Here is a 15,900-nt window from a genome sequence, read left to right on the forward strand (position 1 = left end):
CCTGGTTGCGGGTGAAGCCACCGCCCCTTGCGCGGCGTTTCACGACGAAAAGTTGATAACTCCCGAGTTCGCAATAGTTTTAGAAGAGCCCTACTGCCCGGTGGGGCCGCAACCCGTGTGTAACTAGTAGCTTGTCTCCATTAGTGAAGCGGGTTGCACCTGCCGCCGGCCGCATGCCGCAGGTCCCGCGCGCGCCCGCAGGCGGCGGCCTGAGCGCAAGCCAAGCGCCAGGCGCGATGCTCTCGGTCATTTCTCGGTGAATTTCAGCTCGATCCGGCGGTTCTGCGCGCGCGCCTCCGGTGTGTCTGCCGGGTTCACCGGCTGGTACTCACCAAAGCCGTTAGCCGCCAGACGCGACGGCGGCACCCCCAGCGCCTCCACCATGTAACGCACCACCGACAGCGCCCGCCCCTGGCTGAGCTCCCAGTTATCGGCAAACTTCGGATGCGCCCCCAAAGGCGTGTCATCGGTGTGGCCGTCAACCCGGATGATCCAGTTGATCTCCGGCGGGATCGCCGCCACCACGCTTTGCAGGATCGACACCACCTTGGCGATTTCCACCCGCCCCTCCGGCGACAGGGTGGCGCTGCCCGGGGTGAACAGCACCTCGGAGGCAAAGACAAAGCGGTCGCCCTGGATGCGCACGCCTTCCTGAGTGCCCAATAGGTCGCGCAGACGGCCAAAGAACTCCGACCGGTAGCGCTCCAGATCCTGCGCCTTGCTGGCCAGCGCCTCGGCCTCGGCTTCCAGCCGCTTGCGCTCCTGCTCCTCCAGCAGCCGCCGCCTGCGCTCCTCTGATGCGGCACGGGCCAAGGCTGCGTTCAGGTCCTGACCCAGATTCTGCAGCTGTACCTGCTGCGCGGCGTCGCGGGCCTGGTAGTCATCCAGAATGGCCTGAAGCCCGCCCAGCTGTTCGCGCAGGGCCGCCACCTGCTGGTTCAGCAGCGCGGTTTCGCGGCGGGCCTCCTCGGACAGGGCCTGCTCCTCCGACAGCGCCGAGCGCGCCTGCGCCAGCAGGGCTGCGCGCTCTTCGGCGCGGCTCAGCTGCTCGGCGGCGCTGGCCTCTGCGGTTTCCTGCGCGGCGACGGCCGCCAGCAGCCGCTGGCGCAACACGTCCAGCTCACCTGCCTGGGTTTCCGCCGCCGCCAGCGCGGCCTTTGCCTCTGCCAGCTCCGCCGCCAGCCGCCCGGCTTCGGCATCAGCGCCTGCACGGGCTGCTTCCAGTCCGGACAATTGTGTGTCCAGCTGCTTCTTTGCGGCCTCGGCTGCGGCGAGCAATGTCAGGGTGTCCTCCGCCTCCTGCCGCTGCGCCTCCAGCGCCAGGGTCATCGCGGTGAGCTCGGCATCTGCCGATTGCAGTTTTTCGCGCAGCGCTTCGGCGGCGGCGGCTTCCACCATCCGGGCCGCTTCCTCGGCGCTCAGCTGTTCCTGAAGACCTGCGATTTCCTTGGAATTCGCGGCCTCCTCAGCCTCTAGGCTGGCGATCAGGGCCTCCATCGCCTCGCGCTCTGCCGCGGCCAGCCGGGCGGCCTCTGCCTGGGCATCAATCTCACCGCGGGCCTGGGCCAGCGCCAGGTTCAGCGCCTCCTGTTCACTCAGCAGAGCCGCACGCGCCGCCTCCAGGCTTTCGCGTTCGGCGCTCAGGTCCGCCACCCGGGCCTGCGCGGCATCGCGGCTGGCGATCAGGGCGGCCACCTGCGCCTCGAAACTGGTGATGCGGCTGGCGGCCTCGGCCAGTTCGCCCGCCTGCCGGTCGCGTTCCGCGGTCAGAGAGGTGATCAGGCTGCGGGCCTGTTCCAGGTCCTGTTCAGCGGTGTTGAGCGTCGAGGTCAGCGCCCCAAGGCGGGCGTTCAGGCGGCTGTTTTCACGCTCTTCAAGACCCAGCGCAGAGGCCAGCGCGCTGACTTCAGCGGAGAGCTCATCCAGCTCGCTTTCCTGGCCTGTAATGGTCTCGCGCAGCACAAACTGGACCACCATGAAGATGGTCAGCACAAACATCAGCACCAGCAGCAGCCCGGTCATCGCATCGACAAACCCGGGCCAGATCGAGGCCTGGAACCGCTGCCCTGTGCGCCGGGAAAGGGCCATCGGTTATTCCCCCGCGTCCCGGCCCGGCAGGCCCCCGCGCGACAGCCCGCGCGGGCGGGCAAAGGCCTTGATCATCAGGTCGATGTCCTTGCGAAGCTCAGCCAGGCTTTCCTGGCGGCCCGCTGAAATCTCTTCAAGGATGCGCAGCATCTGCACGTCGATCGACCGCAGCCGCATCCGGCTTTCGGCGTCGATGCCGCCCTGTTCGCCCTGAGCGCGCAGGATCTCGGTCAGCGCTTCCTGCCCCACCGCAACCCGGTCCAGCGCCGCTGTGATGGTGCCGGTCTGCTCCTGACGCTGGTTCATTTCCTGGATGGTTTCCACCAACGCGCCAAGTTTCCGGTCCACCGCCGCGCGGCCTTCGGAGGTCTCGGCAAACATCATTTGCAGCGCGTCCATCTGCTCGGCCATGTTGTCGAGCACCTGCGAGACCACACCGCTGTCGCTGGCGCCATCCTCGCCGGAGGAGAAGCTGACGCGGGTGATCGAGGACAGCCATTCCTCCAGCTCGCGGTAGAACCGGTTCTGGCCGTGGCCCGCGAACAGCTCCAGCAGGCCCACGATCAGCGATCCGGCCAGGCCCAGCAGCGAGGAGGCAAAGGCCACGCCCATGCCGCCCAGCTGCGCCTCAAGACCCGTCATCAGGCGGTTGAAGACGGAAAGCCCTTCCTCCCCTTCCTGCGGTGCCAGGCTGCGGATGGTGTCGACGACGGCGGGCACAGTGGTGGCCAGGCCGTAGAAGGTGCCGAGAAGGCCGAGAAAGATCAGCAGGTTGACGATATAGCGGGTGATTTCCCGGTCCTCGTCGATGCGGCTGGCGACCGAGTCCAGAATGGAGCGGGTCGAGGCCGAGCCCAGCTGCATCCGCGCGCTGCGCGTCGCCAGGAGCGAGGCCAGCGGTGCCAGCATCGACGGCGGGCGGCGGTGCTCCTGGCTGTCGCCGGCGGCAAAGCGTTCGATCCAGCGCACCGAGCCAATGAGCTGCACCACCTGCCAGAAGCAGGCCAGCACCCCGATCACGAAGACAAAGACGATGAAGCCGTTGAGCCAGGGGTTGGCCTCGAACACCGGCAGCACCCGCGGCAGCGCCACAAAGGCGCCAAAGCCCGAGAGCCCGAGTGCGATCAGCATCATGATGATCTGCCGCACCGGCTGGGAGAACTGCGGCCGGGTCTTACGGTCTGGCTGCGCCATACGTCTTGGCTCCTGACACTTTTGACTGCTCTTATTGCGTTCGCAGCCTATAAGCAAAGTGTCAGAAGCGCCAAGGCTTTATGCGGTGATTTCCCGCACCCGGCCGGCCAGCCAGTCGAGATCGCTGTCATGCAGGCCGATCTCAGCCAGATGTTCGGCGGTGTTATAGAGATACTCGGTGTTGGGCCCGCGCCCGCCGACCGCATGGGCGATGATCTGCGCCTGCTTCTCCAGGCTGAGGCCGCCGCAGTACTGCACGTGGTGCGGGTCGATCACATAGGTGACGGCGGTCACCGATGAGCCATCCGTGAGCTCCACCTCCAGGTCGCGCTCCAGATAGGCCGAGGAGATCAGTTCGCGCTCGCGCAGCTCCGCCAGGGTCTGCTCCTCGTGACCCTGCTCCACCGACAGCGCCAGCCCCTTGCAGTGGGCGCCTTCGGTTTCATCGAGCGCCAGCACCAGGCCCGGATGGTCCTCTGTGCCGCGGTGGTGGATCGAGGTCATGCAGAAGGAACGCGCATAGCCGTGCAGCACCGCCACCTCTCGCCGGGCCACCGGGAAACCGGGGTTCCAAAGAAGTGATCCGTATCCGAATACCCACATGGTCATGTCGTCTGGCCCTTTCTGCTCCCCCCCTATAAACAGCAATCCTGTTGCGGACAAAAGAGGCTATCCGATGCGCCTGGCAAAACTGCTGATCGCCCTTGCGGCGGTGTGGAGCCTGTACTGGGCGGCGGCGGCCTGGGGCTTGCGCACAGGGATCGCAACCTGGTTCGCCGAGCAGGAGCGGCAGGGCTGGCAGGCAGAGTTTGCGGGGCTTGAGACGAGCGGTTATCCGCTGCGGCACCTGAACCGCATCCAGCGCCCGGCGCTGGCCGACCCTGGCACCGGCACCGCCTGGCGGGCGGACTGGCTGGAGCTGGAAAACCCGGCTGCCTGGCCCGGGCGGCTGACATTGCGTTTTCCCGCTACGGCGCAGCGGCTTTCGTATTTCGACCGGACTGCGGTGATCACTGCGCAAGGCTTGCAGGCCAGCCTCAACCTGGCGCCGGGCGTGGCGCTGGAGCTGGAGGACATGGCGCTGGTCTCTGCCCCCTGGCGGATCGAGCGCAGCGGCGAGACGGTGCTGAGCGGCGCAGCGCTGGATCTGCGCATGGTGCAAACGGACAGGCCCGAGAGCTACCGGATTACCGCCGAAGCCCGGGAGTTTGCGCCGCGCGCCGCCTGGCGGCGCCTGCTGGCGGCCAGCTCTGCCCTGCCGGAGCGTTTTGATGCGCTGGCGCTGGAAATGACGGTTGCCTTTGACAAGCCTTGGGACCGGTCGGCGCTGGAGCAGCAGCGGCCGCAGCCGCGGCGGATCACCCTGAAACTGGCGGAGGCCCGCTGGGGCGACCTGCGGCTCAAGGCGGCGGGGACGCTGACGGTCGATGAGCGCGGACTGCCGGAAGGCGAGATCGCCTTGCAGGCGGAGAACTGGCGCGGACTTGTTCTGATGGCAGAACGCACCGGCGCCCTGGCGCCTTCCTTGCGCGGCACGGTGGAGCGGGTGCTGGGCCTGCTGGCAGAGGCCGGCGGCAATCCGCAGCATCTTGATATCACGCTGGGTTTCTCGGACGGCTATGTCACGCTCGGCCCGCTGCCCCTGGGACACGCGCCGCGGCTGATCATCCGCTGACATAGGCCCCGCCTGTCAAGGGCCTTGCAGAGGCGGCCCGAAGCAGCCTGCGGACCGTTGAGGCGACCTGGGGGGTGCGAGGCTCTGCCTCGCGCTCCGGGATATTTTCAGCCAGATGAACAAGGGATCCTTGCTTCAAACGGCCAAGGCAGCGGCAAAGGCTAGCGGCAATAGGTTCCGCCGCGGTGGCGGGCGATATCCAGGTGGAAATGGTCCTTGTGATAGCGGTCGGCCTCGGGCCCCAGCACGGTGCCGAAGGGGCCGCAGGCGGCGCGCCAGATCTTTTTCAGCTTCTTCCGTGTCTTGCGTTTCTGCCAGCCGCGCAGAACGGTGATGGTCTCGCCGCTGGCCAGGGTGAAGCCGGAAATGTCGATCGCCCGGCCCTTGCCGTGTTCGGATATCTTGGCACCTGGGCGGTTGTTGCGCGTGCGGCAGGCGTAATGGGCGGCAACCCGCAGGCCAACCACCTTGTTGCGGCGCCCGAAGGCGGTTTCCACCTCGCGGTTGATCCAGGTCTTCAATGCCCGCGCGGTGTTGCAGGTCATCAGCGAGGTCTGGCTGAGGCGCACCCCGGCAATCTCGCGCACCCGTACCGCGTCTTTGGCGCCGCAGCCGGGCAGCGCGCCGGTGACATTGCCTGCGCGCTCGCCCTGGATGTCGATATCACCGCAGACCGAGCCCTTGCGGCGCTGGCGGCGTTTGAACAGCGCCTGCTCTGCCACGCTGTCCGGGCGGGCCTGCGGCAGAAGCGAGAACCCTGGCCCCAGCGCCGGCAACGCCCCGGGCCGGGAAGCGGCGGCGAGCACTTGTTCCGATTGCGGGCGCAGCGCCGGGCGGATGTCCGCAACCGGTGCCGGCGCCTCTATCTGCTGGCTGGCAGGTGCCGGACGCGCGGCGGGCCGGAGCGGTGCTTCCGGGGCCAAGGCCATTGCCGCACTGGCAAAAGCGGCAGCCAGAAGCGTCGCCCCGGCCCGGATCATTTCTTCTGCCCCCGGCCGAAGTCCGGCGCATCGGTGTCCTGGCCAGCCTCGATGATGCCGCGGCGGATGGCGCGGGTGCGGGTGAAGTAATCGTGCAGATGCTCGCCGTCGCCGGTGCGGATCGCACGCTGCAGGGCAAAGAGCTCCTCCGTGAAGCGGCCGAGGATTTCCAGTGTGGCGTCTTTGTTGGTCAGGAACACGTCGCGCCACATGGTGGGGTCAGAGGCCGCGATACGAGTGAAGTCGCGGAAACCGGCGGCCGAGTATTTGATCACCTCGCTGTCGGTCACCCGGCGCAGGTCGTCCGCCACGCCCACCATCGTGTAGGCGATCAGGTGCGGCGTGTGCGAGGTGACGGCCAGCACCAGATCGTGGTGGTCGGCGTCCATCTCATCGACATTGGCGCCCATGCCCTCCCACAGCGCGCGCAGGCGGGCGGTGGCCTCCGGGTCAGTGCCTTCAACCGGGACCAGCAGCGACCAGCGGTTGTCGAACAGCTCGGCAAAGCCGGATTCGGGGCCGGAATGCTCAGTCCCGGCCAGCGGGTGAGCGGGCACGAAATGCACGCCCGCGGGGATGTGCGGCTGCACCGCCTCGATCACGTGGCGCTTGACCGAGCCCACGTCGGAGACCGTGGCGCCGGGTTTCAGCACCGGTGCGATGTCTTCCATCACCGGGCCCATGGCGCCGACGGGGACGCAGAGCACCACCAGATCGGCGTCCTGCACGGCGTCGCGCGCGCTGTCGCAGACGCGGTCGCACAGGCCGATGCGGCGGGCGGTTTCGCGGGTTTCCGCACTGCGGGCATAACCGGTGACCTCGCCCGCCAGCCCGGCGCGTTTCATTGCCCAGAACATCGAGGAGGCAATCAGGCCAAGCCCGATCAGCGCGACACGGCCGTATACTTGGTTGCTCATGCCCGCCCCTCTTTGAATGCCTTGACGCCTTGCGCGATGCGGCGGCAGGAGTCCTCGTCGCCGATGGTGATGCGCAGTGCGGTTGGCAGGTTGTAACCCGCCACCCGGCGCACGATCAGGCCCTGCGCCTGCAGGTAAAGATCGCAAGCCTCCGCCTCTGCCTGGCTGGAGAAGCGGGCCAGGATGAAGTTGGTGCTGGAGACATCCGAGGGAACGCCGAGTTCGGCCAGTGCGTTGGCGAGCCAGGCGCGCCACTTGGCGTTCTCGGACCGGCAATGATCCACATAGTCTGTGTCGCGCACCGAGGCCTCGGCGCCAGCCAGAGCGGTGCTGGAGATGTTGAACGGACCGCGGACCCTGTTCAGCACGCTGATGATCTCCTTGGGGCCGTACCCCCAGCCGATCCGCGCGCCGCCGAGGCCGTAGATCTTGGAGAAGGTGCGGGTCATGAAGACGTTGCTGCGCGCGCCGATCACTGCGGCGCCTGCATCAAAACCCTCGACATATTCGGCATAAGCGCCGTCCAGCACCAGCAGCGCGCCATCCGGCAGGCCATCGGCCAAGCGCGCAACCTCGCTCTCGCTGATCATGGTGCCGGTGGGGTTGTTGGGGTTGGCGATGAAGACCAGCTTGGTGCGCTCGGTGCAGCCCGCCAGCAGCGCGTCGACGTCGGTGACGCGCTCGCGTTCCTTCACCTCCACCGGGGTTGCCCCGGCGGCCAGCGCGCTGATGCGGTACATGGCAAAGCCGTGCTCGGTATAGAGAACTTCATCCCCCGGGCCGGCGTAAGCCTGGCACAGGAAGGAGATGATCTCGTCGCTGCCGGCGCCGCAGATGATCTGCTCCGGCTCCAGCCCGTGCACCTCGCCGATGGCCTGCCGCAGCGCCGCGTGGTCCGAACTGGGATAGCGGTGCATATTGGCCGCCGCGTCCTGCATCGCCTGGATGGCGCGCGGGCTGGGGCCAAGGGGGTTCTCGTTCGAGGAGAGCTTCACAACATTGCTCACCCCTTTCACATGGGCAGCCCCGCCCTGGTACAGAGCGATGTCCATGATACCGGGCTGCGGTGTGAGTTGGGTCATAATACGGGCTCCTTAATTCCAACCCGTCATAACGGCCCGAACGCTGGCGGGGAAGCACCAAGATGACGCTCCCCCATGCTGCCGCCCCCTCCGGCAGCCTGCCCTGCCCGCAGAACCGCGTTAATGCGCGGCTGCGGTCTTGGGCATTTTGCGCTTGGCCTCGGCCATGATGATTTTCTGGATCTGCTTGCGCAGCTCCATGTCCTTGCGCATCGCCTCATTGGCCTGCTTCTGCATGGTCGATGCAGATTGAGAGCCGTCCGAGCTGGTCAGCACCTCGCCGGCGTATTTGCTGAAGGTCTTGCCGGAAATCTGTTTCGCAATCTCGCCATAGATGGCGTCGCCATGCAGCTTGATGAAATCCTCTGTCGCCTTCACACCGTATTTGGCGATCAGATCCTTCTTCACCACGCCTTCCATTGCCGCGGGCGCCAGCTTGGTCTTGAGGAATTTCTCGGCTGCCGAAGTGAATCCGGAGGAGAATTTGTCCAGCGCCTTGCCCGCGCCTGCGGACACGATGCCTGCGGTCAGGATCTTGGCGATGCTTTCCTTGATCTCCTTGGTGTTCGGCGGGCGGCCCTTTTCGATCAGCGGTTTTGCCAGTCCGATGGTTTCCTTCAGCGCTTCTGTCACCATGGCCTCCCCGGCCTTGGACTTCAGGAACTTCTCGAAGAAGACCTTGACCGCCTTCTTGGGCATCTCGCGGGAAAGCTTGGAGGCCGCGGCCTTGGCCAGGTCATCGGCAAGGCCGGCAGAGAGCTTGGCCGTCAGTTTGCCGCCGGCTGCGCCCGCAAGGCCCGCAATGAAGCTGTCGATGAACACCTTCTTGGCGGCGCCGTCCCAGGTAACCTTGTTGCCTGCCAGGTGCTCCCCCAGCTGGCCGGCGCTGGATTTCAGCGCTTCGGTGCTGGCCGCCGCGACGGCATGGGCCTTGGCGGGCGACATGCCCTTGGTCGCCACAAGACGGGCGGTCATGTAGGTTTCGACCACGGCAAAGGAGACCTCGCGCACCACTTCCAGCTTCCAGACGATGCCGCCGGCGGTGGCGATCCGCTGGTCAATGAATTTCTTGAAAGCCTTGCCGCCGGTGTTATAGGCCTTGGATGCCTTAACATCCTGTTTGTAGACCTTTTTCCAGTCGGGCTTTTTCTTGGAAACCAAGGTCTTCAGCAGGCTCGACTCGGAGCGGGCGTTCAGGATCGGGGTCCAGGGCGGATCAGTCTTGTCGTTGACCACGCTGACGGCAAATTCCGTGAGCGCATTCAGGAAGGTTTCATTGCCCTGGCGGGTGTTCTCCACCTCGTTGCAGAAGTCGACCCAGGATTCCGCCTGGCCGTACATCATGTTGGCCTTGGCCAGCAGCTTGCGGCGCAGTTCCTCCTGCCCGGCCTCGAATTCCGCCACGGTGATCAGCTTGGTCTTGCCGTTCTCGACAACCTCCACCCGCTCGACCCTGGTGTCGGCAGCATGCATCGCGGCCAGCTTGGGCAGTCCTGCGTTCCAGGTCCGCATACCGGGATCGACGATCCCGTCGGGCTTGCGGAAGCCCAGTTTCTTCTTCTGAAAATCCTTGATCGCCTTGATCAGCCCGGCATCGCATTTGGTGCTGATCTCGACCGAATAGCCGTTTGCCTTGAGCATCAGGCGGACAAGTTCGACATCCGCAGGGGCGTTCTTGACCGGTTTGAATTTGCTTTCGCCAGTTTTTGGGTCCGGTTTGGTGATCCGCTTCTTGTCACCAACAGGGGCGGACAGCTTGAGGGCCATAACTTTGCTCCAACCAATAAAGTACGATTAAAGCGTGCCATGCACCTGTCAGCCCCGTCGCGGGGGATTTGAAATAGACTTTCCCCCTTTAAATGCTGGGGTCCGCTGCCTACATATCACAAGCATGTGAGGTGCTTCCCCGGCACGGGAAAGCACCCATCAGGGCTTGGCCTAGGCGACCAGCGCCTTGAACCGGGCCGTTGCCGGATCCGCATTGTACCGCGCCGCAATTTCCCCCGCCCTCACTGTCAGATCATTGACGCAATCGATGATGTACTGCGCGGTCTGCTCTTCCATCAGGTAGGAGAAGTTGAGCCGCACCCAGCCGGGTTTCTTCATTTCCTGCCCCGCCTGAAGATCGGCGAACAGGGTTTCCGACTCCGGCTTGCTGATGCCCAGAAGCCGGTGCGCGTAGGGACCAGCGCAGGCGCAGCCGCCGCGGGCCTGGATGCCGTAGACGTCGCTCAGCATCCGGGTGAAGAGCTGCTGGTGCACCGGATTGCCCGCCCCGTCGGCAACCAGGAAAGAGAAGATTGGCAGGCGGTGTGCGGAGCGGTGGCCAAGGATGCGCAGGCGCGGGTTGCCGGACCAGCCCTCCCAGGCCATCTGAGCGAATTGCGCTTCGCGCGCCTCGATCTGCTCCTGGCCTACGGCTTCCTTGACCAGAAACGCAAGGGCCGCGCGGATATCGCCGATCACATTCGGGGTCCCGGCCTCCTCGCGGGCTGCCAGGTTCTGGCTGTATTCATGCCGCCAAGGGGAAACAAAGCTGACTGTTCCCCCTCCCGGCCACGAGGGGCAGCGGCGGCGCACGGCGGCTGTGTTGACGATCAGCACGCCCGAGGCGCCCGGCCCGCCCGGGAACTTGTGCGGCGAGACCACCACAGCGTCCTTGCGTTCCGCCCCGCCCGCGCCCATGTCGATGGGCAGGTAGGGGCCGCCGCCGGCATAGTCCCAAACCGCCAGCGCACCGTGCGCGTGCAGCAGGCGGCTGACGGGATCGGGACCGGTCACGATACCGGTCACGTTGGAGGCGGCGGAGAAGCTGCCGATTTTCAGGTCGCTGTCCGCGTGCTGCCTCAAGGCCAGTTCCAGCACTGCCAGATCCGGTCCGCCCTCAGCCGCTTCGGGGATTTCGACCACCTGCGACTTGCTTTCGCGCCAGGGCAGGATGTTGGAGTGGTGCTCATAAGGGCCGATGAAAACAACCGGGCGGGTGGCCTCGTTCACGCCGAACAGGCTGACCAGCCGGTTGAGGCCCGCGGTGGCGCCCGATCCGGTGAAGATCACCGCATCCTGCGCCATGGCGCCAGTGATGCGGGCGATCTCGCTGCGCGCCTCGCGGCGCAGGCGGGTCATCTGGGTGCCGCAATAGGACGCCTCAGTATGGGAGTTGGCGTAGAAAGGCAGTACCTGCTCTGCCACAAAGTCCTCCACCTGGCGCAGTGCCCGGCCGGAGGCGACGTAGTCCGCATAAACCAGCGGCACCTCGCCATCGAGGCCCGGGATCATCACCCCGTCGCCGATCACGCTGCGTCCAAGGGTTCCGTCCAAAGCCGCCTGCCGGATTGATTGTTTGAATGCTGCCAGGGTCATGCCGCGCCTCCGAAGTCTGTTGAGGCATTGTGAACGGCAATCTGCGAGGTAACTTTATCAATTACTGAGTGGATTGCAGTATTTTTGTGTCATATGATCCATCGATGAGTAAAACGGCCGATCATATAGACCGCGCCATACTTCGGGCGCTGCAACAGGACGCCAGCCTGTCCCAACGGGAGCTGGCGGACCAGGTTGGGCTGTCGCAGAACGCCTGCTGGCGGCGGCTGAAGGCGCTGAACGAGAGCGGGTTGCTGAAAGGCTCCACCGCGCGGCTGGACCGCAAGCAGCTGGGGCTGGATCTGGTGGTGTTTGTGCTGCTGCGCACCCGGCACCATTCAGCCGACTGGCTGCAAAAGTTCCGCCGCCATGTGCTGACCATCCCCGAGGTGGTGGATTTCCACCGCATCGGCGGCGACTACGATTATCAGCTCAAGGTGGTAACGCAGGACATGGCGAGCTACGACAAGGTCTATCAGCGGCTGATCTCAGGTGTCGAGCTGGACAGCGTAACCTCCTATTTCGCGATGGAGGCCATTGCCGAAGGGCGCCCGCTGCCCTTGTGATGAAGCGGGCACAAGGTTCGCCCGCTTCCTGTTGTCAAACGCTGTCAGTGCGCGAATGCGCTGTCCTTCATCCATTTGGGGCGCTTGCCGTCCGGCCCCATGCGCATATGCAGGCAGGCGGTGCCAAGGCGCTGGAAATAGAGGATGTCGACAGGATACCAGCCGGCAGAGGGCACTTCGACCTGGGTCATGATGGTGCTGTCGCAGGACTGGCGGCCGTCGAATTCGCCCACGATCTGACCGCCGATGTTGGCGCGCAAGCCGTCATTGGTCAGGAAATCAATGTTGTGGACACCGGGCTGGTCCAGCTTCACGTATCCGGTTATCCGGGCCACCACATGCATCGGACGCTTGGAGGTCAGCGTGTTTTGCCCCTCCTCCGTGTCGCGGTTGTCCAGCCCGGCAATGGGGCGGCCCCGCTCGCTGCCGACCTTCAGCGCCGAAGACGCTTCTGCCAGGGTCTTCACATCCTGGGGATAGGCGTAGACCACGGAAAGCCCCGGCTGAAGACCGGAAGGCTGCGGATCCGCAGGGGTGAGTTTCAGCGGCGCGGCGCCAGCGGCAGAGGCCATGACCGTCAGTGCGATGGCAGCGGCCTTCATCATGTTCTTCATCTGTCACTCCCTAATGTTTCTCATAGGATAGTGGCAGGACGCGCGCAGGGCTACCGGCTTTTCCTGCGGCGGCAAAGGCCCGTGCAAAACGAAAAAGGGCTGCCCCAGAGGACAGCCCTTCCGCCGGATGCCCCAAGGGCAGCAGGCTTAGTTCTTGGCGTAGAATTCGACGACCAGGTTCGGTTCCATCACAACCGGGTACGGCACATCGCCCAGAGCCGGGGTGCGCACGAAGGTTGCGGTCATCTTGGAGTGATCGGCTTCGATATAATCCGGCACATCGCGCTCAGCCAGCTGAGTTGCTTCCAGCAGGGCAACCATTTGCTTGGACTTGTCGCGGACCTCGATCACGTCGCCCTCTTTCACGCGGTAGGAGGGGATGTTCACGCGCTTGCCGTTCACCAGGACGTGGCCGTGGTTCACGAACTGACGGGCTGCAAAGACGGTTGCAACGAACTTGGCGCGGTAAACAACCGCGTCCAGGCGGCGCTCCAGCAGGCCGATCAGGTTTTCACCGGTGTCGCCGGTCACACGCACGGCTTCGCCGTAGATGCGGCGGAACTGCTTTTCGGTCAGGTCGCCGTAGTAGCCTTTCAGCTTCTGCTTGGCGCGCAGCTGGATGCCGAAGTCGGACAGCTTGCCCTTGCGGCGCTGGCCGTGCTGGCCCGGGCCGTAGTCGCGGCGGTTGACCGGGGACTTCGGACGGCCCCAGATGTTTTCGCCCATACGGCGGTCGATTTTGTACTTGGCAGACGTGCGTTTGGTCACGGCTGATCTCCTTCATAAATGGCATTGCAGCTGTTTCCGAAAACCGGTTCCCATTTTTCGGGCTGCAATCGCGTCTGCCACTGCGCCGTCTGTGGTCACCTGTTCCAGGAGCACCTGCAACAATCGAAGGGCGTTGTCCTCTTGCTCCGCATCCAGGATCCGGGCATGACAGGCATCCCCTTGCGGGGGCCACCAACACCAATGAAGCCGCGCTTATATAGGGGGACGGGGCAGAGTCAACATGGCCCGGCAAGGTTAGGCGTGAAAATCTGCACCTGCGGCGGAAGCCTGGCCGCGAAATAGCGCCCCGGCCCGGCCGGGTAAAGGCTCAGGCGGCCTCGTGGCCGAGAATCGCCGCCTCAGAGGCGCTGAGATTACGGCGGGCCGCGGCGCCGTAGGACAGCGGGTTGTGCTCCAGCTCAGGCTGCAGTCCGAACAGCCGCGCCCTGTCTGCGCCGTTCAGTGCGGTCAGCGATGCATTCGACGGATGGAAGCTTTCGGTCTCCACCCCGTTGGCCCAGAGCACCTGATGGCTGGCCAGCATCAGGTGAATATAGGTGACTTCCCGCACCGAGGCATCGGGCAGGATCGTTCGGCCGTTGACCAGATCGCCAGCCGCCACCAGCACTTCGGGCGTGTTGAACAGGTCCCGCACCCGGTCGCCGCGCAGCAGCATCCGGTGATCGGGAGAGACCAGCAGCTCCCGTTCCGGGCGGTCGATGCCCAAGGCCCCTGCATGAATGCGGATCGGACGCAGCCGCGGCATCACGTACAGCCGGGCCCCGGTAATCCGGCGCGAACCGATCCACAGGATTTCCTGTGCGCCGTTGTCGCGCGTCTGCACCTTTTCGCCCTCGCGCAGCTGCTCCACAGGTTTAGGGCCGGCGGGTGTGGCAATGAGGGTCCCCGGCGTAAAGCAGACCACCCCGGTTTCGCCCTGGGGCCGGTCTTCGCGGAGGGTGTCCAGCGAATGATGCACCACCCAAAGGTCGGCTCCGCGCGGCGGCAGCTCATCGACGAACATCAGGAGCGGACGCTGGCCCGGGCCGACCTCGATCAGGGTGACGGTGAAGCTCTGCACACCATTGGTCACAGCAAAGCTTCTGTCCATCAGCGGATCATCAGCCTCGACCGCCGCCGCATCGGTCCTGTTCTGCACCGCGGCCCCGACCAGCCTGCGCACAGTCCTTGCCGCCCGGCGGCGCATCTCTGCCTTGCCGTTTGCCCCATCCAGCCGCAACAGCCCTGCCGGCCCGTCCACCCGCACAGCGTCGCCGTGCCAGGACCAGGCCGCGCCCACATCCAGAGCGTCCACCGGCGCGGCCGGAAGGCCGTCGATCTCGGTTTGCGACCAGGAAACAACAAACGTGCCACGAAAGCCCGTTTTCATCTGCCTGTATGCCCGCTTCACTTCATTATTTTTTACGAAACATTAACCAAGCACCCTGATGCAGGAAACAACAGGACCATAAAATGCTTGTGAACGTGCCCTTTACGCACCATTCCTCATGCAGTTGAAGTTGCCGCTAGGGAACTCAATCAGCGGAAAGGGGACCCGCGATTGTTCGCAATGGCTGAACAATGCCATGCCTCAGGGCATCGGATTATAGCTGGCCCGCAAAGCATCGGCGGCCTGGCGCACCACATCCGCGACCTGCGTCAGCTGCCGTGCCAGCGGGTTGCTGCGGCGCCAGATCATGCCGATGGTGCGCGCAGGCTGCGGATCGCGGAAGCGCGCTACAGAGACCACCGCCGAGCGGGTTTCAACCGGGACCGCCATTTCGGGAATGAGCGTGACGCCAATACCGGCGCTGACCATCTGAACCAGGGTCGACAGGGAGCTTCCGTCCAAAAGCTCGCGCGGGGCCGCTGACTGCATATTGCAAAACGACAGCGCCTGATCACGGAAGCAATGCCCCTCCTCCAGCAGCAAGAGCCGCATTTCGCGCAAGCCCTCGGGCCCCGGCACCGGCTTGCCGCTGTCCTCCCCCGGGCGCACCAGCACGAAATCCTCGGAAAACAGCGGCACTTCCTCAAACGCAGGCTCAGAGACCGGCAGTGCCACGATGGCTGTGTCCAGACGCCCCTCCCCCAGCTCCTTCAGCAGTTTGGGGGTCACGGTTTCGCGCACCCGGATGTCGGCCTCCGGATACTGGCGTGTCAGCGTGCCGACAATCGAGGGCAGCAGATAGGGCGCGATGGTGGGAATCACCCCGATCCGCAGCCGCCCTGCCAGACCGTCACGGGAGGCGCGGGCCAGTTCGCCCAGCTCATCCACCGAGCGCAGGATGCCGCGCACCCGCAAGGCCAGATCCTCGCCAAAGCTGGTCAGACGCACCTGGCGCGCCCCGCGCTCCACCAGCTGCACCCCCAGCACATCCTCCAATTCCTTGATCTGAACCGACAAAGCCGGCTGCGACACCGCGCAGGTCTCTGCCGCGCGGCCGAAATGGCGGTGCTGGGCCAGCGCCTCGAAATAGCGCATCTGGCGGAGGGTCACGTTTATCATAGGTTTTGATTATCACTGCGATGAATAAATGCAACTTAATCCAATGGATTTCCTCTGCTAGCCTCATTTCACGAAGACAGGGAAAACAGGAAGCAGCTTTGCTGCGCTTGCATCCTCAAGGCGTGGTCAGGGCTGCGTCCGAGT

The 15,900-nt window shown here is 65.0% G+C and carries 14 protein-coding genes; 2 read left to right on the top strand and 12 right to left on the bottom strand.

Annotated features, from left to right (window positions below; all coding sequences use genetic code 11):
* Positions 1 to 246: 246 nt before the first annotated feature.
* From AC4HIX_RS05575 to AC4HIX_RS05585, 3 genes are all read right to left on the bottom strand, one after another.
* Positions 247 to 2,088: a peptidoglycan -binding protein gene (locus AC4HIX_RS05575; protein ID WP_490398212.1), complete on the bottom strand. Its 1,842-nt coding sequence runs from the start codon at positions 2,086 to 2,088 to the stop codon at positions 247 to 249.
* 3 nt (positions 2,089 to 2,091) lie between these two features.
* The gene (locus AC4HIX_RS05580; protein WP_490398213.1) at positions 2,092 to 3,282 is read right to left on the bottom strand and encodes a biopolymer transporter ExbB; all 1,191 of its coding nucleotides are present in this window, start codon (positions 3,280 to 3,282) and stop codon (positions 2,092 to 2,094) included.
* A 78-nt stretch (positions 3,283 to 3,360) separates the two neighbouring features.
* A complete protein-coding gene (locus AC4HIX_RS05585) occupies positions 3,361 to 3,891 on the bottom strand; it encodes a gamma-glutamylcyclotransferase (protein ID WP_490398214.1) in 531 nt (176 codons plus the stop codon).
* 67 nt (positions 3,892 to 3,958) lie between these two features.
* Between AC4HIX_RS05585 and AC4HIX_RS05590 the strand changes: the two genes are divergently transcribed.
* Positions 3,959 to 4,957, top strand: a complete 999-nt coding sequence (locus AC4HIX_RS05590; RefSeq protein ID WP_490398216.1) for a DUF2125 domain-containing protein — start codon at positions 3,959 to 3,961, stop codon at positions 4,955 to 4,957.
* 161 nt (positions 4,958 to 5,118) lie between these two features.
* On the opposite strand, the gene AC4HIX_RS05595 is transcribed toward AC4HIX_RS05590, so the two are convergent.
* From AC4HIX_RS05595 to AC4HIX_RS05615, 5 genes are all read right to left on the bottom strand, one after another.
* Positions 5,119 to 5,937, bottom strand: coding sequence for an extensin-like domain-containing protein (locus AC4HIX_RS05595; protein ID WP_490398218.1), 819 nt, complete (start codon positions 5,935 to 5,937; stop codon positions 5,119 to 5,121).
* A complete protein-coding gene (locus AC4HIX_RS05600; RefSeq protein ID WP_490398219.1) occupies positions 5,934 to 6,854 on the bottom strand; it encodes a prephenate/arogenate dehydrogenase family protein in 921 nt (306 codons plus the stop codon). Before AC4HIX_RS05600 ends, AC4HIX_RS05595 begins: the two co-directional genes overlap by 4 nt.
* Positions 6,851 to 7,936 carry a histidinol-phosphate transaminase gene (hisC, locus tag AC4HIX_RS05605; RefSeq protein WP_490398220.1) on the bottom strand — a complete coding sequence of 362 codons (1,086 nt, stop codon included), beginning with the start codon at positions 7,934 to 7,936 and terminating at the stop codon, positions 6,851 to 6,853. The genes AC4HIX_RS05600 and hisC overlap by 4 nt, the downstream gene beginning before the upstream one ends.
* Positions 7,937 to 8,056: 120 nt before the next feature.
* Positions 8,057 to 9,703 carry a peptidoglycan-binding domain-containing protein gene (locus tag AC4HIX_RS05610; protein ID WP_490398221.1) on the bottom strand — a complete coding sequence of 549 codons (1,647 nt, stop codon included), beginning with the start codon at positions 9,701 to 9,703 and terminating at the stop codon, positions 8,057 to 8,059.
* A gap of 171 nt (positions 9,704 to 9,874) precedes the next feature.
* Positions 9,875 to 11,299: an aminotransferase class V-fold PLP-dependent enzyme gene (locus tag AC4HIX_RS05615; RefSeq protein ID WP_490398222.1), complete on the bottom strand. Its 1,425-nt coding sequence runs from the start codon at positions 11,297 to 11,299 to the stop codon at positions 9,875 to 9,877.
* Between the two features lie 104 nt (positions 11,300 to 11,403).
* Here AC4HIX_RS05615 and AC4HIX_RS05620 point away from each other — a divergent pair, with 104 nt between their 5' ends.
* Entirely contained in the window at positions 11,404 to 11,865 is a 462-nt protein-coding gene (locus AC4HIX_RS05620) for an Lrp/AsnC family transcriptional regulator (protein WP_490398223.1), read from the top strand.
* Between the two features lie 44 nt (positions 11,866 to 11,909).
* Here the strand turns inward: AC4HIX_RS05620 and AC4HIX_RS05625 are convergent, their stop codons facing one another.
* The 4 genes from AC4HIX_RS05625 to AC4HIX_RS05640 all read right to left on the bottom strand — a co-directional run bounded on the left by AC4HIX_RS05625 (position 11,910) and on the right by AC4HIX_RS05640 (position 15,756).
* A complete protein-coding gene (locus AC4HIX_RS05625; RefSeq protein ID WP_490398224.1) occupies positions 11,910 to 12,479 on the bottom strand; it encodes a PA14 domain-containing protein in 570 nt (189 codons plus the stop codon).
* A 147-nt stretch (positions 12,480 to 12,626) separates the two neighbouring features.
* Positions 12,627 to 13,247 (bottom strand): 30S ribosomal protein S4, encoded by a 621-nt coding sequence (rpsD, locus tag AC4HIX_RS05630; protein ID WP_475050541.1) that lies wholly within the window; start codon positions 13,245 to 13,247, stop codon positions 12,627 to 12,629.
* 328 nt (positions 13,248 to 13,575) lie between these two features.
* Entirely contained in the window at positions 13,576 to 14,637 is a 1,062-nt protein-coding gene (locus AC4HIX_RS05635; RefSeq protein WP_490398225.1) for a Hint domain-containing protein, read from the bottom strand.
* 201 nt (positions 14,638 to 14,838) lie between these two features.
* The gene (locus tag AC4HIX_RS05640) at positions 14,839 to 15,756 is read right to left on the bottom strand and encodes a LysR substrate-binding domain-containing protein (protein WP_475050537.1); all 918 of its coding nucleotides are present in this window, start codon (positions 15,754 to 15,756) and stop codon (positions 14,839 to 14,841) included.
* Positions 15,757 to 15,900 lie beyond the last annotated feature (144 nt).

It is taken from the genome of Leisingera sp. (genome assembly GCF_982940295.1).